Source organism: Streptomyces scabichelini (assembly GCF_011045015.1).
Lineage (GTDB): Bacteria > Actinomycetota > Actinomycetes > Streptomycetales > Streptomycetaceae > Streptomyces > Streptomyces scabichelini.
In genome coordinates this window covers 1-22,160 of the sequence record NZ_JAAKZY010000065.1, presented here as the reverse complement: position 1 = coordinate 22,160, position 22,160 = coordinate 1, and the positions used below count along the sequence as shown (strand labels likewise).

14 protein-coding genes are annotated in these 22,160 nt (G+C 70.7%); 7 read left to right on the top strand and 7 right to left on the bottom strand.

The window, feature by feature from the left end:
- Positions 1-207 precede the first annotated feature (207 nt).
- Positions 208-4,785: a DUF6531 domain-containing protein gene (locus tag G5C60_RS21385; RefSeq protein WP_165261668.1), complete on the bottom strand. Its 4,578-nt coding sequence runs from the start codon at positions 4,783-4,785 to the stop codon at positions 208-210.
- 89 nt (positions 4,786-4,874) lie between these two features.
- On the opposite strand from G5C60_RS21385, the gene G5C60_RS21380 reads away from it, so the two are divergent.
- A complete protein-coding gene (locus tag G5C60_RS21380) occupies positions 4,875-6,077 on the top strand; it encodes a DUF6183 family protein (RefSeq protein WP_338145883.1) in 1,203 nt (400 codons plus the stop codon).
- 96 nt (positions 6,078-6,173) lie between these two features.
- On the opposite strand, the gene G5C60_RS21375 is transcribed toward G5C60_RS21380, so the two are convergent.
- The 4 genes from G5C60_RS21375 to G5C60_RS21360 are packed head-to-tail and all read right to left on the bottom strand — an operon-like array spanning position 6,174 to position 11,893.
- Positions 6,174-8,201, bottom strand: coding sequence for an acetoacetate--CoA ligase (locus tag G5C60_RS21375; protein ID WP_165261666.1), 2,028 nt, complete (start codon positions 8,199-8,201; stop codon positions 6,174-6,176).
- Complete coding sequence (mhpA, locus tag G5C60_RS21370; protein ID WP_165261664.1) at positions 8,198-9,808, bottom strand: bifunctional 3-(3-hydroxy-phenyl)propionate/3-hydroxycinnamic acid hydroxylase MhpA; 1,611 nt, start codon at positions 9,806-9,808, stop codon at positions 8,198-8,200. Before mhpA ends, G5C60_RS21375 begins: the two co-directional genes overlap by 4 nt.
- 19 nt (positions 9,809-9,827) lie before the next feature.
- Positions 9,828-10,766, bottom strand: coding sequence for a fumarylacetoacetate hydrolase family protein (locus tag G5C60_RS21365; protein ID WP_165261662.1), 939 nt, complete (start codon positions 10,764-10,766; stop codon positions 9,828-9,830).
- A complete protein-coding gene (locus tag G5C60_RS21360; RefSeq protein ID WP_206439811.1) occupies positions 10,763-11,893 on the bottom strand; it encodes a VOC family protein in 1,131 nt (376 codons plus the stop codon). Before G5C60_RS21360 ends, G5C60_RS21365 begins: the two co-directional genes overlap by 4 nt.
- Positions 11,894-12,044: 151 nt before the next feature.
- Here G5C60_RS21360 and G5C60_RS21355 point away from each other — a divergent pair, with 151 nt between their 5' ends.
- Positions 12,045-12,677: a TetR/AcrR family transcriptional regulator gene (locus tag G5C60_RS21355; protein ID WP_165261658.1), complete on the top strand. Its 633-nt coding sequence runs from the start codon at positions 12,045-12,047 to the stop codon at positions 12,675-12,677.
- 246 nt (positions 12,678-12,923) lie between these two features.
- Positions 12,924-13,691, top strand: coding sequence for a hypothetical protein (locus G5C60_RS21350; RefSeq protein WP_165261656.1), 768 nt, complete (start codon positions 12,924-12,926; stop codon positions 13,689-13,691).
- 4 nt (positions 13,692-13,695) lie between these two features.
- Here the strand turns inward: G5C60_RS21350 and G5C60_RS21345 are convergent, their stop codons facing one another.
- Both G5C60_RS21345 and G5C60_RS21340 read right to left on the bottom strand, forming a co-directional pair.
- Positions 13,696-13,839 carry a hypothetical protein gene (locus G5C60_RS21345; RefSeq protein ID WP_165261654.1) on the bottom strand — a complete coding sequence of 48 codons (144 nt, stop codon included), beginning with the start codon at positions 13,837-13,839 and terminating at the stop codon, positions 13,696-13,698.
- Positions 13,840-13,850: 11 nt separating this feature from the next.
- Complete coding sequence (locus tag G5C60_RS21340) at positions 13,851-16,640, bottom strand: tetratricopeptide repeat protein (protein ID WP_165261652.1); 2,790 nt, start codon at positions 16,638-16,640, stop codon at positions 13,851-13,853.
- Positions 16,641-16,916: 276 nt separating this feature from the next.
- Here G5C60_RS21340 and G5C60_RS21335 point away from each other — a divergent pair, with 276 nt between their 5' ends.
- The 4 genes from G5C60_RS21335 to G5C60_RS21320 form a co-directional block, all read left to right on the top strand.
- Positions 16,917-17,141, top strand: a complete 225-nt coding sequence (locus G5C60_RS21335) for a hypothetical protein (protein WP_165261650.1) — start codon at positions 16,917-16,919, stop codon at positions 17,139-17,141.
- A gap of 72 nt (positions 17,142-17,213) precedes the next feature.
- Positions 17,214-19,004: a TIGR02677 family protein gene (locus G5C60_RS21330; protein WP_338145882.1), complete on the top strand. Its 1,791-nt coding sequence runs from the start codon at positions 17,214-17,216 to the stop codon at positions 19,002-19,004.
- Positions 19,004-20,443 carry a TIGR02678 family protein gene (locus G5C60_RS21325; protein ID WP_241266962.1) on the top strand — a complete coding sequence of 480 codons (1,440 nt, stop codon included), beginning with the start codon at positions 19,004-19,006 and terminating at the stop codon, positions 20,441-20,443. The genes G5C60_RS21330 and G5C60_RS21325 overlap by 1 nt, the downstream gene beginning before the upstream one ends.
- On the top strand, positions 20,440-22,160 hold a 1,721-nt coding region (locus G5C60_RS21320), incomplete at its 3' end, for a TIGR02680 family protein (protein ID WP_165261648.1). The genes G5C60_RS21325 and G5C60_RS21320, both read left to right, overlap by 4 nt.

Below are 22,160 nucleotides of genomic sequence, written 5' to 3'. Positions count from 1 at the left end.
ACGCCACCCTCAGGAGGGTGCACGGAATGTGCACGCCCTCTGATCAGGCCGAATGTCGATGCAGCTCAGAGGCCGTTCGCACAGATCGGGTGGCTGTCTCCGGAGTACAGCTCGGCCGTCTGCCTCCGGGATTCAGCCCTCGGTGGCTGTTTCTTCTGGTGTCGGACGCGGCTGCTCGGGCCCCTCAGACCGGATAGCTCGAGCCCCTCAGACCGGATAAGCCGTATGGATGTTGCCGTCGCGAATGACGACTTCGACGACGCTGGTCTCCCGGCCGCTGCCGTTGATGCCGACGGGGCTGCCGTGGTCGAAGCGGTGCAGGTGGGTGTTCTGGCCGGCTCGTGCTCGTGGGTTGGGGATGGCCGGGGTGCCGTCGACGCCTTCCATGAGCCGTCGGCCCAGCACGAAGTCGTCGCCGTCCCAGAGGAAGTCGTCGTAGAACTCGCCGGGCAGTGAGGGCTCCGGCCCGGTCGGGTCGGCTGTCTCCCTTACCCGGTCCTGGGCGCCGGGGCCGTGCTGGCCCTCGATGTGGTTCTCACGGTCCGTGCTGATTCCGTGGTTGCTGCCTTCGCAGCTCACCAGGCCCCAGGGGTCGGTGAAGCGGAGCGGGTTGCTGACGTACGCGTGGTGGTTCGGTGCGGGGGCCAGGCCCAGCGGGTCGGGGCTGATGTAGCGGGCGTTCGCGGGGTCGTAGTAGCGCCGGAAGTTGTAGCGCAGGCCGGTCTCGGCGTCGTGGTACTGGCCCGGGAAGCGGAGCGGGCAGTCGACCGGCGAGGGCGATGACAACCCGTCCGGGCCGTCCGTCCTGCCGCCCAGGGGCGTGCCCCACAGGGTGGTACGGGCCCGCCAGGCGACCCGGCCCTCCTCGTCGACCAGCTCGGTCGGGGTACCGACCAGGTCGGTGACGATGGCGTAGAAGCGGCGGTCGACCTCGTCCTGGTCTATCCGGTCCTGATCAATCTCGCCCTGGTCGATCTGCAGCAGCGCGCGGTTGGTACCGGGGGCCCATTCCCAGCTCCGGGTGAGGCCGTCGGCGGAGCAGCTCTGTTCCGCCAGGTGCGAGCCGTCCCAGGTGAAGACGGTCTCCTCGACCACTCGGCCGTCGTCGGACAGCAGTCGTTTTGCGACGCGCCGGCCCAGACCGTCGTAGACATACGCCCAGCGGCGCCCGTCCGGGGTGGTGACATGGGTGAGCCGGTCCTCGGCGTCCCACGCATACGTCCACTCACGTGCGCCGCCGGACAGCAGTTTGCGTGACTGCCGGACGAGGCGTCCCTGTGCGTCGTGGACGTAGGTGATGTGGCCGGCCCGGCGCACGAGCGTGCCGTCGTGGACCCGCTCTCCGTGCGGGCCTTCGCCCTCTGGTGCGTCGGCCCGGCTGACGTTGCCCGCCGCGTCATAGGTGTAGCGCTCCGACCATCCGGTGGCGGAGACCGCCTCCACCCGGCCGAGACGGTCATGCGTGAAGCGGCGCGTGCCGTAGGTCTGGTCCTCGATGGCGGTCAGGCCGCCGTTCTGCCCGTACGTGTACGAGCGGTGCAGCAGCGGTTCGTCAGAGGGGGACGGGCCGGCGTCGTGGGCGACCTGTCCGGTGACTGTCTGGCTGGTCAGGCGGTGACCCGCGTCCCACTCCTGGGACAGCACGGCCGTCTCGCCGAGTCGCCGCTCGGTCTCGTGCCCGGAGGCCCCATACCCGAAGGACAGTGCGTTGTCGGCGAGCCGGACCTGTGTGGGGCGGTTGTTCGCATCCCATTCCCACCGGCTGACGGTGCCCGACGGAGTGCGTCGCTCCACCCGCCGGCCGAGGATGTCGTACGTCGTGTGCAGAGCGCGACCGTTGCACTTCTCGGTGACGACACGGCCCACCGCGTCACGAGTGATGGTGAGAACCGTGTCGGGGGTGACGGCTTCGACCAGCCGGCCGGCGGCGTCGTGGGTAAAGGTGGTGACCGCGTCGCCGGAGTGGCGCTCGACGACCCGACCGCAGGCGTCGCGTACGTAGGCGGTGATCTCGCCCGCGCCGTTGGTGCGCCTGATCAGGCGGCCCGCCGCGTCGTAGGCATAGGAGACCGTACGACCGTTGAAGTCGGTCTCGTTCACGAGCCGGCCCGCCGGGTCGTACGTGTACGACCACACCGCGCCCGATGCGCTCGTCACGGAGGTGAGCCGCAACTCGGTGTCGTAGACGAACAGCACCGTCGAGCCGTCCGCGTCGGTGCGGGCACAGGGCCGGTCGAAGTGGGTGAAGGCGTGGGTGACGCTGCGGCCGTCGGGGCCTGTGTAGCGGACTGTGTTGCCCTCGCCGTCGTAGGACCAGCGCTCGCTGCTTCCGTCGGGCATGGTCCGTTCGGCGGGGCGGCCTTCCACGGTCCAGGCGGTGCGCGTCCTCGCGCCGGTGGGGTCGACCGTCTCGGTGATGCGCCCGAAGGCGTCGCGGACGACGCGCGTGGTGCCGCCCAGCGGCGCCGTGGTGGAGACGGGCAGGCCCAGCGGGCCGGGCTTGACGTGGTGGGCCGCTCCCAGGGCGTTGGTGACGCCGAGGAGCCCGCCGGACGCGTCGTAGGTGAACCTGGTGACCGCACCGTCGGGGTCCACCGTCGCCGTCGGGCGGCCCTGCTCGTCGTACGCGTACCCACGCCGGCCGCCGGTCGGCAGGGTGATCGTCAACGGCCGGTCGAAGGTGTCGTACTCGGCGGTGGTGACCGTGCCGTCGGGCCGGACCACCGAGGTGAGGTTGCCGCGGTCGTCGTAGGTGAAGCGGGACGTGTTGCCGAGCGGATCCGTGCGGGAGAGCAGCCGGTTGTACGCGTCCCACTCGGCGTACGTGGTGTTGCCGAGCGGGTCGGTCTGGGCGACGAGTTGACGGCGCTCGTTGTGCCGGTACGTGGTGGTGTGGCCCAGCGAGTCGGTGTAGCGCGTCTCCCGGGTCTCCGAGTCGTAGGCGATCGTGCAGGAGAGATACCCGTCGGCGCCTTCGCCGCGTATGCAGCGGTCCTCGTCGTCGTAGGTGAAGCGGTACCAGGAACCGTTGCGGTCGGTCCAGGATGTGATGCGTGCCCGCTCGTCGTAGGTGAGCCTGAGCGGAAGGCCGCTGGAGTTGTGGATCTCGGTGAGATGCCCGTCGGCGCCGTATCCGTAGCGCAGCAGCGTCGTGCCCTCGGGCCCGTCCTCCTCGTTGCGCAGCCGCAGCCCGACGACGCGGCCGTCCTCGGTGTCGATGTGCAGTTGGCGGCCGCCGGAGTCGCGGACCGCGGTGGGGGAGCCGGACTCGTCCCGGTCGAAGTCGATGCGCCGTCCGCCGCGGTCGGTCACCGCGGCAAGGGGGAGGGTGAACACCTCGTGTGCCGCGGTGGCTCTGCCGAGCGGGGCGAAGTGACGGGTGTGGCCCGTGGCGGGGTCGGTGATGCGGATGGGTGCGCCCGGAGCGCCGTCCCAGTCCAGCGGCCAGCGCGGCCCCTCCAGCGGCATCACCGAGGTGCCGGGCGTGGGGACGGGGTAGAGGAGGATCATGCCGTCGTCGGCCGCGAAGACGGCGCCGTCGCTGTCCAGCTCGAGACGCTCGTCGAGCGTGGAGGCCCAGGACGGGCCGAACCACTGTCCCCACCGGTACGTCGACAGGTGCGTACGTCGCAGCACGAGCGGAAGGAGTCCGGGAAGCTCGACGTCGGTCTCCTCCATGAGCATCTCACCGGACACCATGTCGACCGGATCGCCGTTCTTACAGCGCGACTTGGCGGGCTTGCTGGCCCCTGCCGCGTCGTCCGCCCCCCGCCGGAGCCCGCCCTTCAGCCCCCTGGCCATTGCCTTGAGGCCGGTTTTGCCGAGTCCCTTGACGCCCTTTGCGAGTGCGCCGAGGGTGGTCAGGCCCTTCATACCCGGTATGCAGTCCAGCGCTGCGAAGGCCACGTCCCACAGGGAGGCTTGGCCTTTGGCGTATTTGTTGAGGGTGTCGGCGAGGACGACGAGCGCGGCGATCAGAACGATCGCGCCGAGGATCGGCCCGCCGATGATCATCGCGATGATGCCGACGACGGCGACGACGACCTTGCAGACCGTGACGATGGTGTCCCAGTTGTCGGAGACCCAGTCGCCGACCTCCTCGTACCACTTGCGGTTCTGGATCCCGGCGTCGGAGGCCTCCTCCAGCTTGTTCTTGGCCTCCCGCGCGGCGTCCTCGCGCATCTGCCGCGCGTCCTCGGCCATCTTCTTCGCCGCGTCCAGCGCGTTGGAGGCCGAGGTGACGTCCGACTGGGCCGAGGTCTGTGCGGACTTGGCGTTCTGCGCGTCCCTGGTGGCCGCCCTTACCTTCGCCTCGTCGGGCTTGTCGACGTCCTTCCCGCCGGTCGGGTCGTCCTTGTACTTGTCGGCCTCCTTGGTCGCCCGGCCCACCCACGAATCGGCGGAGGACAGGCGGGACTTGGCTGAGGAGAGATCGGCCTGTGCCTCCCGCCCCTTGGCGAGCGCCTTGTCGGCGAGCGCCTGGGCGCGCTCAAGCTTCGGCCAGTACGCCGCGAGCGCGTCCCCGGCCAGGTCGTAGGACTTCTTGAGCTTCTTCAGGTTCTTCGGAACACTCGAGAACTCGTCGCGGAAGACATCGGCGGTCTTGCCCACCATCGTAAGGACGGCGTCCTCCTCCGCCATGCCCTTGACCAGGCGGAGCGCGTCCTGCACGTCATCGGCGAAGTCGTGCAGGTGCTTCGCCAGCGAACGGACCCGGTCCGGGTCGCCCGGCGTCGGGTCCTTCTCCAGATCAAGAACGTGCCAGTCCGTCGGCCGATATCCCACGTTCGTCCCCCGTTGTGCTGCTTCACTGCTTCGCTCAAGGCGCGTACGCCTCAGCAAAGTTACTCGATCTCTGCTCGTAGACTTCGGGCGTGAACGACAACGATGTGACGCCCGGCCATGGTGCTTCCGGTCGGCCCCTGTGGGAGCGGTCCGGCCCGGCGGAGCTGAAGCAGTTGGCGGAGTCTCGCCCGGAGGAGTTGTACGAAGCGGCGGAGCAGTTGTGCCGCCGGGCGTCGGGTGAAGGTCCCGAGGGGCCCGAGGGATCCTCTGAGCCCTCCGCGGTGCGGGTCGTCGGACGGATCGCCGAGGCTCTCGCCGAGACGCGCTCCCGGGACTGCGCGAGGTTCGCCGTGGACATCGTGGGGCGGCTGCTGCCGCTCGGGCCCGAGCGGCGAGAGGAAAGCGACCAAGGCGACCGGCTGCGGCGCTCGGTGGCCGCGAAGCTGGTCAAGATCCAGCAACTGCGGGATCTGGAAGCTTTGTTCGGGGAGCTGCCGGACGGGCTTGAGGACCCCGCTGTGGAGGTACGGGCCTGCATGCTCGGGGAGCTCGCCCTGATCGGCGCGGGGCGTGGCCGGCCCGCCCTGGACGCCTACGCGGAGCGACTGCGCGAGCTGGGGCATCCGCTGGCCCGGCTGCCCAGGACACGCCTGGACATCGAGCACCGGTTCGGTGTCCGAGTCCGGGGCCTCGGGTCTGTGAAGACCCCCGACCAGCTACGATCCCGCTTCCCGGAAATTCCCCCCACCGACAGTGGTGCAGCAGCCGGGCGTACGGCAGTTGAAAGCTCCGACGCCAGGCGTGCGGGGACGGCAGCCGAGCCCTTCACCGTCAGCGGCTGGTCCCGTGAGCCTGAAGTGCGCTTCTTCATGCTCCCGAACCCGCTCGCTCCGGACGACCTCAACATCTCGTTCATCAAGGAACTGTCCCTGGAGTGCCTGGAGGGCGAGGGCACGCGCCGGGGCCGCGCCGTCACCTGCCACACGACGCCCGACGACGTGATCAACGAACTGTTCGCAGCAGCACACAACGGCGGGGTGAACGGCCAGGGACAGGGGGGCGCGTACGCTCGACTGCACGCCTGGAACAGTCTGTACGCGCTGATGGGGCTGCCCGACGACACCCCGTTCCTGGAGGCGGTACGGCGCGCCGCCGATCACCGGTGGCTGCGCTTCATGGCGTTCACGGACTGGTTCCACCACGACACGGCGGACGTGGCTTTCGCCGTACTCGATCCCGGCCGTATGCGGGTCGCGGTGCTGGCGGCGACCGATACGGATGTCGACGGGTAGAAGGGGGCGCGCCCCGCGAGCCTCACCCTGGGCACATCGGGACGCTCCTCGTTCGCCCGGCCGCTCCGTGACGGACGACCGACCACCTCACGCTCTTCACCTGCTGTTTCTCGCATCCTGGCGTTCGGTGCCCAGGCGGGTGAAGTACGTCAGGAGGTCGGGGCTGTCGACGGCCGCGGGGTCGACGACCTCGTGGGCGGGGGTGCCTTGGAGGAGGCGTTTGACGGGGACTTCGAGTTTCTTGCCGGTGCGAGTGTGGGGGATGCCCGGGACGGCGAGGATCTCGTCGGGGACGTGACGCGGTGAGGCGCCGGTGCGGATGGTCTCGCGGATCCGGTCGCGGAGGGCATCGTCCAGTTCGGCGCCGGCCGTGAGGACGACGAACAGGGGCATCCAGTAGCCGCCGTCCGGTTCCTCCGCGCCGATCACCAGGGCTTCGGTGATCTCTGGGAGGCGTTCGACGACGGTGTGGATGTCGGCGCTGCCCAGGCGTACGCCGTTGCGGTTGAGGGTGGAGTCGGAGCGGCCGTGCACGATCACCGAGCCATGACCCGTGACCGTGATCCAGTCGCCGTGCCGCCACACACCCGGGTACGAGCCGAAGTAGGCGTCGCGGAGGCGGGTCCCGTCGGGGTCGTTCCAGAAGTGCAGCGGCATGGAGGGCATGGGGCGGGTGACGACCAGCTCGCCGACCTGACCCACCACCGGGAGCCCTTCCGCGTCGTACGCCGCCAGGGCCACGCCCAGATGAGGCGCGGACAGCTCCCCGGCCCAGCCGGGCGTCGTGGGGGCGCTGCCGGCGAAGCCGGAGACGACGTCTGTGCCGCCGGTGATCGAGGCCAACTGGACGCGGTCGCCCACGTGGTCGCGGACCCAGAGATGGGCCGAGGCGGGGAGCGTGGAGCCGGTGCAGCCGATGGTGCGGATCGGCGACAGGTCGTGTACGGACGGGTCGATGCCGAACTTGGCCATGCCGAGGAGGTATTGAGGGCTGGTGCCGAAGAGGGTGACGCGGTGGCGGGCGGCCAGTTCCCACAGGACGTCCGGGCGGGCGGCCGGGGCCGGACTGCCGTCGTACGTGCAGGTGGTCGCGCCCGTCAGGAGGGTGGAGGCGACCAGGTTCCACATCATCCAGTGAGTGGTGGTGTACCAGAGGAGGCGGTCGCCGGGGCCCAGGTCGGAGTGGAGGCCGAGGGTCTTCAAGTGCTCCAGCAGTACACCGCCGTGGCCGTGGACGATGCCTTTGGGCAGGCCGGTGGTGCCGGAGGAGAAGACGACCCAGAGGGGGTGGTCGAACGGCACAGGTGTGCAGGTGAGTTGCTCGGTGCGGGTGACCGCGTCCTCCCAGGCAAGTGTCAGCGCCGGGTAGTTGCCCTCGGGCCAGGGCAGGCCCACGTGGTCCACCAGCACGGTGGCCTTGAGGGTGGGCAGCGAGCGTGCCAGTTCCAGGGCGGCATCGCGGCGATCGTGGGTCGTGCCGTTGAAGAGGTAGCCGTCCGCGGCGATCAGCACCGTGGGTTCGAGCTGGCCGAAGCGGGCAGCGGCGGCCTGCGGAGCGTAGTCCTGGCCGCACACCGACCAGACGGCACCCAGGCTCGCGGCGGCGAGGAAGGCGACGATCGCGTGCGGGGTGTTGGGAAGGTAGCCCACGACCCGGTCGCCCTGGCCGACGCCCAGGTCGCGCAGGGTGGCGGCGACCGAAGCGACCTGGGCGCGCAGCCGGTCGCCGGACACCTCGTAGCCGGCTCCGGTCTCGTCCAAGGCGATGATCGCCGGCCGGTCGTCGCCGAGGTGCCGCAGGGCGTGGTGGGTGTAGTTGAGGGTGGCGCCGGGGAACCAGCGGGCGCCCGGCATCTTCTCCTCCTCCAGCACCTGCTCGTACGGCGTGGCCGCGTCGATGTCGAAGTACTCCCACACCGCGCTCCAGAACCCTTCGAGGTCGGTGACGGAACAGCGGTGGAGGGCGGCGTAGTCGGTGTATTCGGTGTGGTCGTGGGCGTCTTCGAGGTGGTGCTGCTGCGCGAGCCGGCGGCCGAAGTCCGCGATACGGCTGTGCGCGGCCGTCTCCGGGGCGGGGGACCAGAAGGGTTCCGGGGGCGACGGTGCGGCACTTGTCGTGGTCATCGCGCGGTGCTCCTCAAGAGTGCGGGGCGGTGGGTCGTACAGAGCAGGGGCGCCCAGGCCGCCGTATCGGTGAAGCCGCCGCGGCCGGCGGGCACGGTGTCCAGGACGACGCGGTCGGGGCGCAGGAGTACGGCGTCCGCGCGGCCGTCGTGCAGCCAGGCGGCGAGGGTGCCGTCGTCGCCGGCCTCGTCCACGGGGACGATCCGGGCGCCGAGCCCTTCGGCGACGGCCCGTGCCGACGGGGTCAGCGGTACGGCGGTCAGGACGGCGAAGGAGTCCCCGAGTACGTCGTCCAGGCGGGTGCGCCGGCCGTCGGCGGTCACCCAGGGCTGGGGGCAGCAGGTGCCTGCGAGGCGGCCGCGCCGGATCAGCGGGCCGGAGGTCAGAGCGGGGCTGATGCCACGGCCGGCCAGACCCGTCACACCCGGGATACGGCAGGCGGTACCCAGCAGGGTCCGGCGGATTGCGGCGGCGCGGTCCTGGCCGCCGGTCATGGCCCAGCCCGTCGCCACGGCGAGGCGGATCACATGGCGGGCGTGGGGCTTGCGTTCGCTCTCGTAGGTGTCCAAGAGCCGTTCGTGGGCGCCCTGTTGGAGTACGCGGGCGAGTTTCCACGTGAGGTTGTGGGCGTCGCGTATGCCCGAGCACAGGCCCTGCCCGATGAAGGGCGGAGTGAGGTGGGCGGCGTCGCCGAGCAGGAAGACCCGGCCCCGGCGCCACCGGTCGGCGACTCGGGCCCGGAAGGTGTAGCGGGCCTGCCGGATCACCTCGAAGTCGTCGGCGTTCGAGAGCGACACCCACGGGGCCACCAGCTCCCGCAGCCGCTCCCGCCCGTGCGTGCCGTCGAGGCTCTCCCCGTCGCGGAGCCGGAACTCCCAGCGGTAGCGGTCCTCGCCTATGCGCATGAACGTCGCGGGCCGGGCAGGGTCGCAGACCTGGTCGACGCCCTCCCAGCACCGCACATGGGCACGGGTGCGGACGTCGATGACGGTCCAGTGCTCCTCGAAGCGCAGGTCCTCCCATACGGCGCCGATGGCGTCGCGGGTCAGGCTGCCCGCGCCGTCGCAGCCCAGCACCACGTCGGCCCACAGGTGGGTCTCGCCGCCGTCCCCACGAACGGTCACACGCACCGGGCCGTCGCCTTCCTGCGCTGCTATGGCGGTCACCTCCACGCCACCGCGCAGCTCGCACTCCGGACGCCTGGCCAGGGCGTCTCGCAGCAGGCGTTCCAGCTGCGGCTGGTCGAACATGCTGGTCTGCGGAAAGCCGTGGTGCCCGTGCGGGGAGCGCCGGAACTCGGCCATCACCCGGTGCCGGGCATCCAGTAGACGCAGCCCGCCCGCCGACCGTGCGACGGCGGCGAACTCCCTGTCGATACCGGCGGCTTGAAGGATCCGCCGGACTTCGTCGTCCATCGCGACCGCGCGCGGCAGCGGGTAGACGCCCCGGTGCCGCTCGAGGACGACGGTGCGGACTCCGCGCCGGGCGAGGAGGAGGGCGGTGGTGACGCCCACGGGCCCGGCTCCGATGATGACGACGGGCGCGAAGGGCTTGCGTGCCGCCCCGGTCGTGGTGTCCCGTCGCCCGACGGCCTCGTCTGTGGTCATGTGCGGCTCATCTCGCGTCTCAGTTCGTGCCGGTCACGGGCATACGTTGCTCACCGAGGTCGATCAGCCCGTCGGGCGTCGCGATCGTGGCCGTGATCACGTCGCCCTCGTGGAGGTAGCGCGGGTTGCGGGCCTGGCTCTTGAAGAACGCCTTCCACTTGACGGCGGGGGGCAGCAGCGCGCCGATCTTCTCCACCGGCTTGGGCGGGGCCTTGAGGGCGGTGCCGCCGGGAGTGCCGGTCAGCAGCAGGTCGCCGGGGTCGAGAGCCTGGAAGCGGGCGAGCAGTGTGAGCGCCTGCGCCGGGCGGACGATCATGTCGGCGAGGGTGCGGTCCTGACGCAGCTCACCGTTGACGGACAACTTCAGCCGCAGATCGAGGAGATGGGCGAATTCCTCCGGCTCCAGTAGCGCCAGGTACGGCCCCGTCGGCGTGAAGGTCGGATACGACTTGCTCTCGTAGAACTGGGTCTTGGTCAGCTGCACGTCGCGAGCGCTGACGTCGTTGGTGACGACGAGCCCGGCGACGTACGACGGCAGGTCCTGCTCGGTGACGACGGTGCCCACGGGCAGGGGTGCGCCCATGACCAGGCCGAGTTCGACCTCGTAGTCCAGGAACTTCACATGGGAAGGCCGGACGACCGCGTCGTGCGGGCCGCTGACCGAGCCGGACGCCTTGCGGAAGAAGGTGGGCGGGATGTCGCCGGTGAAGCCCGAATCGCGGGCATGGCTGCGGTAGTTGACCATCTGGGCGACCACGCGGCAGGGCGTGGTGACGGGGGAGAGGGTCACAAGGTCGGCGACTGGTGTACCCGGATCGCTGGAGACGGCGGCCTCGCTCACGGCGTCCCGGTCCGCGAGCAGCTCGGCGGTCGTGACGGCCTTGGTGTCGACGCGGACGGCTCGCGCGTCGCGGACCACCCACCAGCCATTGGCGGTGCGCAGGACGTTCGTACTCATGAGTTCATCGCTTTCATCAGGCCCAGCAGCCGGGCCGGGTCGAGTTCGTTGTCGCCGCGCAGGGCATGCAGCACCTCACGGACCTTGGCGGGAGACGGATTGGCGCCGAGGAAGTCCCGGGTCGCCGGCGGCCCCCATTGCGCGAGGCCGCTCGCCGACATGGGGGACCAGCCGGGCTCGACGTCGCAGGAGAAGAGGTCGCCGTCGGCGAAGTGCTCCAGCATGAAGCGGTCCGGATCGCGCCAATAGTCGAAGAGCTGGCTGCCGTAGAGGTGTCGGCCGATGCCCCAGCTGCGCTGATAGCCGCGCTCGGCCAGGTACTCCCCGCCCGCCGCGATCGCGTCCAGGTCGGTGACCTGGTAGGCGGAGTGGACATAGCCCGTCCCCGGGCCAAGGTGCATCGCCAGCGTGTGGTGGTCCACCGCGACGCTTCCCTGGTCGCAGCGGATGAACGCCATGACCGGGCCGCGCTCGCGCTGACCGTCAAGGAAGTGGAAGTCGCTGACGATCATGCCGAGGGTGTCCAGGTACCAGCCCAGGGCACGGGCGAACACCCGCGTCTCCAGGACCACATGACCCAGCCGCTGAACGCGCGACGGCTCACGCGGCGGGCGCTGCGTGACGTTCGTACGACGGTGATCCGTCCCGGAGTTGAGGAGAAGCGGCCGCTGTTCGGGCAGTGCGGGCAGTTCCTCGGCACGGTGTAGGACCCGTACGGGGGTACCGGCGGGGTCCAGCAGGTCGACCACCTTGCCGCCGCCGGGCGCGTCCACGTCGCGCACGGCTGAGCCGGTCGCGCGGGCCAGCCGGTCCAGGTCGGCCCGCTCCGCCGCGCGGAACGCAGGGCCGATGAAACGGGACGTACGGCCGCGCCGGATCACCATGCAGGGCGAGCCGGCGAAGGTGCCTCGCAGCCACAGCGCGCGCTCGGTGCGGGCGGCGATCCCGAAGCCGAAGTCACGCGCGAAGACCTCCGCCCGGTCCAGGTCGGGCTTCTCGAACTCCAGCCAGGCCAGGTCGGCCACCTTGATCAGCGGATCGCGGGAGCGCCCGGGGTGTTCGCCGCGCAGTGCGCCTTGCTCGCTGTGAAGGTCCTGGTGGGCTGTTCTGACGTCGGTCTCGTCCATGTGCGTTTGGGACACGGTGCCCTCCAAGCAACATTGCCTTAATGATGAAATCATCAACTCTGAGAAATTCATCGTCAAGGGCTTGGCGGAGGCAAAATGATGGATCCATCAGAAATGCGATCGTCATCGGCGCCGTTGTTAGACTCACCGCATGCCGACCTCAGCGCCGCCCAGCAACCGCTTCGAACGACGCCGCGCCGAGACCCGCCAGGCGCTCGTCCGCGCGGCCCGGCAGATCCTCGCCGAGACCGGAGACACCGGCGCCAGCATCCAGGCGATCGCGGAGCGCGCGGACGTCGGTTTCGGCACCTTCTACAACCACTTCGAGTCGAAGGCGGAACTGTTCGACGCGGCGGTGGTGGACGCGCTGGAGGAGTTCGGCCAGGCCATCGACGAGCGTCTGCAGGGGACTGACGACCCGGCTGAACGCGTCGCGGCGGGCCTGAGGCTCAGCCTTCGGATGGTCGACTCCCACCCGGAGCTCATGCGGGTACTGCGCCACCGCGGACTCGGCCACCTCCACTCCGACCGAGGGCTCGCACCCCGGGCCCTGCGCGACCTGGAACGCGGCGTCACCGAAGGCCGTTTCGTCGCCGTCGACCCGACCGTCGCCCTGTCCGCGCTGGGCGGGTCCCTGCTGTCCCTGGTGGAGCTGAGGTTCGCCCGCCCTGAACTCGACGCCGACGAGGCGGCCGCCAACATGGCGGAGATGATCCTTCGCATGCTGGGGGTTCCCCCGGACGACGCCCGCGACATCGCCCGTCAGCCTCTCAGCTCGGCGTGAACGCCCTGGCCGCGGCGGTGAAGGCGGTTGTCCAGCCGGACGTGCCGGACGTGCCCGACGTCAGGATCTGCCGCGGCCTGACCGCAGATGCGGTCACCTCGCATTGTTCATCGGCTCATGTAGCCGAACCCCATGCCTCCAGCAGCTGGGGACCGCGGAGGCGGCGACTCTCCGGGACCCCTCCCGGCGCCGACCGGATAGGCAGTACGGGTGACGCTCAGTCCAACTGCCCCTTGGAGGACACGCATGACGCGCGCCCGGCCCGCAGTCCGTGCAGCCCTGGCGGTGTTGATCACCGTACTGCTGGCGTCATGCGGATCATCGGCACCGAAGACGTCAGCGGCGAAACTGTTCCAGGAGTACACGAAGTCGACCGAAGTGAAGAACGACAAGTTCCCCAGCGACGGGGGCTCCAGCGCTGACCGGCTCTCCAACTTCGCCGCTTACTACACCCCCGAGCAGCTGCAGTACGCACTCCTGGCAGCGACCGCGTGCGTCTCCGACACTGATGCCGACACGGATGCCGACACTGGTTCCATCGTCGATCCTGAGGCCGATTGCTCGCCCGACGCATCGGTCCGCGAGGCGGCGCGGGACTTCGCCGGGGCCTCGGGTGAGCTCTTCCAGCGCTCTGTCCTCGTCAAGCACGAGGACGGATCACTTGAGCTGGTCACCCTGTACGTTGCTCGCGCGTCCGACAGGTCAACCGCGCTGATCGACCCGGGCGGCGCGGCCTATACCGGCGGTCTGGAGGACTTCCGCCGGCACAACGACCTGTTCAGTCCGAAGGACCTGATCCTCACACCCGAGGGCATCGACTCCGTACCCGGCGAGGGAAAGGTCGTCGCCGTCTCCGGCCACACGCCTCTGAACTGGACGCCCTGGGCCATCGGCGGAGCCGCCGTCGTGGTGCTGTCCGCGGCCGGGTTCATCGCGGCCCGTCGCTTCGCACCCCAGCGCCGGATCAGGACACGCTCACCCGCTCAACCCGCCATCGACGCACCCCCCGAGTGACCAACTACCCGACCAGCTCGACGAGTTCGGACAGCTCGGCGTCGTACGGAGCGTCCAGGCCAAGCACACACACCTCGCGGAGCGCGTCTCGCCCGCCGCCTGGCAGCCGTGCGGCTGGACGCGTGTCCGTGACGCACGGCCCAGGCATGGCGGTCGTGATCACCAGGGATCCGCGATGCGGCCGTCAGGGTCGAGGCCGTAGTGGCGGAATCTGGTCCAGGGGGATGCCTCTGTCTGTTCGAGTCGGTGCGCCAGGTCTGTGAGAGCCCGGAGGTCGCCCGCGTCGGCGGCGATGCGGGCGAGGCGCTCGGCCGCTTTCAAGTCCCCTTTCTGCTCGCGCACTCGGGAGAGTTCCACCAGTGCCTGGATGTCGCCGGCGCCGGCGGCCGCGCGCGCCATGTGTTCGGCGCCCTCGGGGTCGTTGTGCCGTTCCCGCAGCCGGGCCAGGAAAGCGAGCGCGTAGGAGTCTCCGGCTTCGATGGCTGCTTCGATGGCGGCTCGGGCGAGGCGCTCGGCATCGCGGGGCCGGTTTCCGGCTCGTTTCCTGGCCAGGTCGAGAAGTGCGGAGGTGTCGCCCGCGTCGGCGGCCGTGCGGGCCAGGCCCTCGGCTTCGTCCGGGTAACCGTCCCGCTCCATGATCCGGGTGAGGAAGGCAAGTGCGGCGGTGTCCATCCCGGCTGCGGCCGTGCGGGCCAGGTGCTCGGCTTCTTCGGGATTCCCGGCCAGGAGAAGCAGCTCCGCGAGTTCGACCAGTGCGTGGCTCTCACCTCGTTTGGCGACGTCCCAATAGAGGCGTTCGGCTTCGTCGAGGTCACCGGACTGCCCCCGTATCTCGGCGAGTTCGATAAGAGCGGCTATGTTCCCGGCGTCGGCGGCGGTACGGGCCAGGTCCTCCGCGCCGACCGTGTCACCGGCCAGCTCCCGTGTCTCGGCGAGCTCGATCAGCGCCGAAGTGTCACCGTGGTCGGCCGCGGTGCGCGCCAGACGCTCGGCTTCCCGGCTGTCGCCGGTCAGCTGCCGCATGAGGGCCAGCAGGGTGTAGGCGTAGTTGTCGCCAGCGTCGACAGCGGCGCGGGCTAATCGTTCCACCGCGGAGAAGTCGCGGGACCTCTGTCGCAGACGCGCCAGCTCCAGGAGCGCGTCGGTGCTGTAAGGGGCGGCGGTACGGGCCAGGTGCTCGGCCGTGTGGGGCTCATCCGCCAGTTCCTGCGCCCGGGCCAGTTCGAGCAGGGCTGTGGCGTCTCCGGCCTCGGCGGCGTCCCGGGCCAGGCGCTCGGCCTGGTGAAGGTCGCCTTCCACGAGGTGGGCTCTGGCCAGTTCGACCAGCGCCGCGGGATCTCCCGCCTCCGCGGCGGTGCGGTACAGGGCCTCGGCCTCCTGCGGTGCGCCGGCTGTCTGTCGCAGCCGGGCGAGTTTGACCATGGCGGCGGTGTCGCCCTGCTCGGCAAGGGGTGCGTAGAGGTCGGCCGCGTGGCGGTAGCGTCCGCGTTGGCGTGCGGCGTCGGCGAGAGCATGGCGGTCTTCGGAGCGGCCGACGTGATCCGCGGCCGCTTCCCAGAAGGAGGCGGGAGGGCAGAAGGTGTGCCGTGTGACTCGCCCGTGCTGCTCCAGGTAGTCGGCCAAGCGGTAGACGGGTGTGGCGTCTCGTTCGCGGGTGCGGCGGCGCATCGGTACGAGGGGACCGGGGACGCCCTTGCAGGGGGCTGCGCAATAGTCGAGAGCGGCATCGAGCCAGTCCCCGCCGAGCTCATGGAACTCGCGGTCGGTGAAGTAGTCATCGGCGGCGTGTTCGAGGAGCCCGAGGGGCAGAGCCAGGCTGTGACCGAGGCGGCGGTAGTCCATGGCGGCTTTGATCAGCGCGGAAGCCCCCGGCGGCGCCGCGTGGTAGCGGGCGAGAAGCTCGGGAACTCCGGCGAGGAACTGGGTGATCTCGCCGCCCGTCGCGCCGTCCAGAGCCTGCCTGAGACGAGGGTCGTGCACTGACTTGTCCTGGGCGGCCTTCAAGTCCGCCTCGCTGAACGCGGTGGGGAGAGTGAGCTGTTCACCCACGCCGGTGAGCAGTTCCCGCTGCTGCGCGTAGGGGTCCGCCCGGTCCGCGGCGGGCCGTGTCGTGAGCCGCTCCCAGTGCTGGGGCCACAGCGCGGCGAGCACCAGGACCGGGCCGCGGTGACGTTCATGCAGTGCGGTGCGGAGCCCGGCCGCTATGCGCTCGGCATCATCGGAGTCCGGCGTCAGCAGGTAGTACTGGGCTTCGTTCAGCCAGATCACTGTCCGTGGACCGACGCGGGCGATCCCCTCCAGCGCGGCCACAGGACGGGTGGGGTCGTACGGATGCCACACCCGCCATCCTTTGGGCAGCCGCCGCACGGCCTCCCAGCAGGCACGGGTCTTGCCCGTGGACGACCCGCCCACCAGGGTCACCATCCGGCTCGCACCGGCCACGGCCGAGTCCACGATGTCGCGCAGTCGTCTGTCGTGATCACGCTCGACGTAGGCGGGCAGGGCGGGCAGGTCGGGCAGCGACTCGCAGTTGCCCAAGGTGATGGCCCGGTGCACCTCCAGCGAGAGCGGCTCCAGCTTCTCCACCGGAGAGCCGAGGGGGTCCTCCAGGTGGGCTTCCGTCCACGCCTTCGAGACCATGCTCATGGCGTCCGCGACATCCCATCCGGCTTCGCGGGCCAGGACACCCGCCACCGCCACGGCGTCGTGACACCGCGGTGGCAGCTCGGGCGAGCTGATGATGCGTTGAACCGTGTCCTTCGACGGGCAGCCCGGCAACGCATCGTCGTCTGCGATGAGGGTGGCGATGTGCTCCAGCGTCGGCGCTCCGGCTTCCGTGTACAGCCGGTACAGCAGTTCTTTCAGATCCGCCAGCGCTCTCGGCGCAACCCGGGGGCGCTCAACGCGCCGCTGACTGCTGCGCCGCCCCCTTGGGTTGTCGTGACTCATCGCAGCATCGTGGCGCACAAACTCCTCTGTACGCCCCCAGACTTGACATATCGGCCCTGTACTGATCCAGGCGATCGCAACTCGTCGAGACGTACGAAACTCACGCCATCGTGGATGCCGAGCCGCAGATGCACCCGCAACGGGGCTTGCGAAGCTGCCGCTCCGTCTCATCCCGCGCGCGCTCATCCCGCGCGTGGTGCATCGCGCTCATCCCGCGCGCGGTGCATGTGGTGGGACGCCTATGTACACCCCGAACACAGAAGGACACGCATTTTCATGTCTGTTCTGCCTCCTGCCGGCTCCGACAACCAGTCCCCGGCCCCGTCTACTCGCTCTGCGTCGCGAACACTGCTGATCGCCCTGACGGCGGTGGTCGTGGCCTGCGGCGTCGTGGCGTTTGTCGCCTGGCGGTATCCAGCGGCGGTCGTGCCGTTCGGCCTTGCCTTCACGCTCGCCGGAGTACTCGTTCCCCTGGTCGTTGCGGTGTACTACCGGCGATGACCTGGCCGGCGAAATGCGTGCGGATCGGGCCGCGTGAGCGGACCGTTTTCACCGACTTCCTCCGGAGTGTCAGTGGCGGTCCGTACGCTCGGCGGCATGGAGGGGGACGAACTGCGCGAAGAACTGCACGAAGAACTGCAAGATCAGGATCAGAGGAGCGGCGCCGAGGCGGCCTGGCAGCGGCTGAGCGCGTACGCCTACCTCAGTGCGCCCGAGCGCCTGGAGTACGTCGCGGTGATGCGGGTGTTCTGCGGGACGCTGCTCGCGGATCTGGCCGTGCCCGATGTGCTTGCCAAGTTGGCGCAGGCGGGCGACCCGGGCAACTCGGGCGCCCCGGGGGCGGCGCTCGACTCGGAGACGCTCACCGCCCGGCTCGAACAGCTCGTGCGCTGGGGCAATCTGCTGCGCAGCACGCACACCGTCACGGCGAGCAGCATCGCCGAGTACCAGCGCTCCCGGTCCCGCTACCAGCTGTCCAAGCTGGGAGAGCGCGTGCAGCGCGACGCGGACGAGGTGCTGGCCGGAGCGGACGCCGCGCGGGAGGTCAGCAGCGAGCTGCTCACGCTCGTCGACCGGGGGCTGAGTGAGATCGCCGCCATGGTCGCCGTGCCGGGTGGCCCGGATCCGCAGCAGGCGTTGGAGCGGATCAGCACGCTTTTCGTGCAGTTCGCCGAATTCGCCGAGTCGGTACGGGACTTCTACGCCTACCTGGGCCAGGTGCTCGCCCGCTACGACCTCGACGGAGCCGAGTACCAGGGGTTCAAGGAGCTGCTGCTCGACTATGTGGAGGCGATCACCGAGGACGTGTCCTTCCGTGCACCGCGCATCGCCGCACACCTGCGGACGATCTGGCCCCATCTTCCCGCGCTGCTGAGCCGGATCGACGCCCACGCGGCAGGACTCGGGGCAGGCCTTGAGGCAGGTCTCGGAGCGCTCTCCGGCGCGCTGCCCGAGACCCGCGTGCAGCGCAGCCGAGGACGGGACATGGCGGACTGGGAGGGGCTGCGCGACTGGTTCGCCGACGGTGGCGGACCCGACGGACACGACGGGCACGACGGGCACGACGGACGCGGCGGGCACGGCAGCCAGGTGGATCAGCTTCGGGACGCGACCCTGCGTGCCCTGCAATCGTTGCTCGCCAACGCCAAAAGGATGCTGCGTTCGGCCTCCGGAGAGATGTCCCGCCGCAAGGATCTGCTCAGGCTCGCGGCCTGGTTCGACGCCGCGGAGCCCGAGGAGGCGCACGACATCGCGGTCGCCGCCTTCGGGCTGTACGGAGCACGGCATCTGGGCGTGGCGCCGGATCCCGACCTGTCCGTACCGGCGTACGTGAGCTGGTGGACCGGACCCGTCGTGGACGTACCGGTGGCGTTGCGTGAGCGCGGCAGCCGGGCCCCGCGCGGGCGGTCCGCGGCGGCGGAGGACCACGGTGAGCAGAAGCGGCGCCTCATGGAGCAGGCACGCGAGCAGGACGCCGCCCGCCAGGCCGCGGCCGCCGAACTGCGCAGCGCCTCCGGGCGGTTCGACCAGGTCAGGCTGGGTTCCGCGGCCATGCGACTGCTGCTCGAACTCCTCACCGCCGCCCTCGGCAACGCCCAGCTGAACAAGGGCCATAAAGACAAGCTGCACCAGGGCCATAAAGACAACAAGGGCGACGAGGACGCCGGTGATTTCCTGCTCGACGGTGCGCAGGCCGGTGACGCCGACCTGGGTATCAGGCTCACGGCTTGGCGCACTCCTGGCAGGCACACACTCCTGCGCTCCGTGGACGGTGACCTGACCGCGGACGACCTCACCCTGGTCGTCGAGAGCGTGATCGCTGAAAGCGCCTCGGCGCCCACCGCCGAGGAGGCGAGCGCCTGATGGCCCTGCCCTCCGCGCACGACGTGGCTCTCGCCGCCGAACGCCGCGCCGCCGCCCGCCTGCTACTGGCCCACCCCCTGGTCACCAGCAACGGCCCGTACAGCGACACGTTCCCGCTGGTCCGGCGCCACGCCGACTGGCTCGCCCAGCGCTTCCAGCAGGTGTTCGGCTACCGACTGCTCGTCGAGGCGTCGTACGCCCGTCTGTTCAAGGCGGGTCTCGGCCCCGGATCCGGTCACCGTCTGGAGCGGCCGTCCACCGGCACACCGTTCACCCCACGGACGTACGCCTACCTGACCCTCGCCCTCTCGGTCCTTGTCACCGCCCCGGAACAGCTCCTGCTCTCCCAACTCGTCGCCGACCTGAGGGCCGCGGCCGTGGACGCCGGGATCGAGGTCAGCGACACCGGGCGGCAGGCGGAGCGGCGCACGCTCGCCGCCGCGCTGCGGCAACTCGTCGACTGGGGCGTCCTGGCGGAGACCGAGGGCCACGTCTCGGCCGTCGCCGAGGAGCGCGGCGGTGAGGCGCTGCTGACCGTGGACCGCGAGATCGCCCGCGCGGTCGTCGCCGGGCCGCTGGCCCGGAGCCGCGACGGAGCGGATCTCGTACGCCGCGCCGCCGACCCCGGTTTCGGCGGACCGCGTACGTACGTCCGCAGGCGTCTCGTCGAGACTCCCGTCGTCCACCTCGACGACCTCACCGGCGCCGAGCGCGAATGGCTGCGGACCCGGCAGCGGCGCGAGTCCCAGGCCTTCTCCGAACTGCTGGGCCTGGAGGCCGAGATCCGTGCCGAGGGCATCGCCCTGGTCGACCCGGACGACGAACTCACCGACCTGCACCTGCCCGGCACCGGCACGGTCGCCCAGGCCGCGCTGCTCCTTGTGGGGCGGCTGGTCGACCGGCTGCGCCCGGAGGATCCGGGCCATCCCGCGGTCGGCGGGCGGCTGGTCATCGGCGTCCCCGTCCCGGAGGGGCTGCTGCCTGAACTGCTCGACGAGCTGATCGAGGAGTACGGCCGGCGCGGCAACTGGCGGCGCGGCATGGTGGAAGACCGGGACGGGCTGCTCGCCGCCGTCCTCGACCTCCTGGTCCGTATGCGCCTGGTCGCGCCCGCAGGCCCGGTGCGCGCGGACGGCCACGGCCTGCCCGAGGAGTACGAGGACGCCGCGCCGGACGGCCGGTCCGTCACGGATGTGTCGGGCGCCCGCGGGCAGGCTCGTACGGACGGTGCGGTCCAAACGGACGGTGCGGTCCAAACGGGCAGTGCGATCCGTACGGACCGTACGGGCGGTTGGGTGCTGCTCGCCGCGGCCGCCCGTTTCGCCACCACGGTGGCCGTCACGTCCCGTACCGAACAGTCCCCAGTGCCCTCAGAGCTCCCAGCGCCCCCAGCGGACCATGCCGATGCCGACCACGTCACTGAGGAGCCGCCCCGGTGAACCGCACGCCCGCCGCCCCGTCCCCGTACCGTTACCGGCTGCACCGCGCCGGCATCCGGAACGTCTGGCAGTACGACGAGCAGGAGTTCTCCTTCGGCGACGGCCGTCTGCTGCTGCGTGGCAAGAACGGCGCGGGCAAGTCCAAGGCCCTGGAGATGCTGCTGCCGTACCTCCTCGACGGGGACGCCCGCGCCCTGGACGCCACCGGAACGGGCCGGACCACGCTCCTCTGGCTGATGCTCGACGGCTTCGAGCAGACCAACCGACTTGGCTACCTGTGGGTGGAGTTCGTGCGGACGGATGAGGAGGGGAACGACCACCACCTCACCCTCGGCGCGGCCGTCCGCGCTTCCCAGTCGACCAGGACGGCCAAGCCGTTCTTCTTCGTCACCCCGCTGCGGGTGGGCGAGGACGACGGGGACCTGCGGCTGGCCCCTGCAGGCCAGCCGCTCCCCGTCGACCAGCTCAAGTCGCTGGTCGGCGCGGAGAACGTCACCGACCGTGCCGTGGAGCACCGGGCCCGGGTCGCCCGCCGGCTGTTCGGCCTCACCGACCCGGCGCGCTACCGCAACCTGCTCCACCTGCTGCACCGCCTGCGCCGCCCCACCATCGGCGACCGCATCGACTCCGGCGGTCTGGTCTCCGTCCTCGCGGAGACGTTGCCCGCGCTCGACGACGAGGTCGTGGAGAAGGTGGCCCGCAACCTCGACGATCTGGACGCCGTACGGACGGACCTCGGGCGCCTGGAGCGGACCGACGAGGCGCTGCGGACCTTCCTCACCGGTTACCGCGGCTATCTGCACGGGGCGCTGCGCCGCCGGGCCGATCAGGTGAGCGGCGAACTGGAACGGCTGGCGGAGCACCGACGTGCGGCGGGCGAGGCAGCGAAGAAGGCGGCGGAGTTCCGCGCGAGCGAGGACGAACTCGCCGCTCGCCTCGACGTCCTCAGGGCGGAGTCGGAGGCAGCCGAGACGGACCTCGCCGCCCTGCACGACAGCGCCGCCTACCGCAGCCTCCAGGAACTGGCGGAGAAACGCGCCACCGTGACCGCCCTGCACAGCGCCGCGGCAACCGCCTTCAAAGCCCTGCGCCAGGCCCACAGCAGCCAGGAAGAGGCAGGGCGGCGGCTCACCGACGAAGCCGGAAGGCTTGGCGAGGAGCTGGCCGAACTCGGCACGGCGCACGGTGAGTTGTTGCGGGAGGCGGAGCGGTCCGGGTTCGACCCCGTGCATTTGGGAGAGCCCGCGGTGGTCCTCGCCACCCCGGTCGCGGCCGCGGCGGCGGCCGAACTGACGGCCCCGGACGGCGACTTCCACTTCGTCCGCCACAGCGAGGTGCTGGCCGTCGACACGGAGGCCTGCGCCGGCGCCCTGGACGTCTGGGACACCCAACTGGAGGCTGCGGGCCCGGTGATCAGGAACCGCGCCCGAGCCGTGACCGAGCTGGTCGCCCTCATGGAGAAGTCGCGCCAGGCCCAGCGAGAGGCGCACGAGGCCGATGCCGCCCGGGAGCGCCTGGAGGAGCAGGCGGAAGAGGCACGTGCGCGGGCCGGACGCCGCGGGGAGGAGACGCGGCGGGAGGGTGAGGCGTACGCCGACGCCGTCCGGGCCTGGACCCAGCGACTGCGGAGCCTCACCGGAGTGTCTCTCGACGCCGTACGCGCCCTGACCGCTCACGACCCGGCGGAGGGCCCGCTGCCCACCCACTTCCCCGACCC

What these genes read in the sequence shown, in the direction of transcription:
- G5C60_RS21325 (WP_241266962.1), top strand. Translation starts at nt 19,004, where the DNA reads ATGGCCCTGCCCTCCGCGCACGACGTGGCTCTCGCCGCCGAACGCCGC.
- G5C60_RS21340 (WP_165261652.1), bottom strand. Translation starts at nt 16,640, where the DNA reads ATGAGTCACGACAACCCAAGGGGGCGGCGCAGCAGTCAGCGGCGCGTT.
- mhpA (WP_165261664.1), bottom strand. Translation starts at nt 9,808, where the DNA reads ATGACCACAGACGAGGCCGTCGGGCGACGGGACACCACGACCGGGGCG.
- G5C60_RS21350 (WP_165261656.1), top strand. Translation starts at nt 12,924, where the DNA reads ATGACGCGCGCCCGGCCCGCAGTCCGTGCAGCCCTGGCGGTGTTGATC.
- G5C60_RS21335 (WP_165261650.1), top strand. Translation starts at nt 16,917, where the DNA reads ATGTCTGTTCTGCCTCCTGCCGGCTCCGACAACCAGTCCCCGGCCCCG.
- G5C60_RS21360 (WP_206439811.1), bottom strand. Translation starts at nt 11,893, where the DNA reads ATGGACGAGACCGACGTCAGAACAGCCCACCAGGACCTTCACAGCGAG.
- G5C60_RS21345 (WP_165261654.1), bottom strand. Translation starts at nt 13,839, where the DNA reads ATGCCTGGGCCGTGCGTCACGGACACGCGTCCAGCCGCACGGCTGCCA.
- G5C60_RS21355 (WP_165261658.1), top strand. Translation starts at nt 12,045, where the DNA reads ATGCCGACCTCAGCGCCGCCCAGCAACCGCTTCGAACGACGCCGCGCC.
- G5C60_RS21375 (WP_165261666.1), bottom strand. Translation starts at nt 8,201, where the DNA reads ATGACCACGACAAGTGCCGCACCGTCGCCCCCGGAACCCTTCTGGTCC.
- G5C60_RS21365 (WP_165261662.1), bottom strand. Translation starts at nt 10,766, where the DNA reads ATGAGTACGAACGTCCTGCGCACCGCCAATGGCTGGTGGGTGGTCCGC.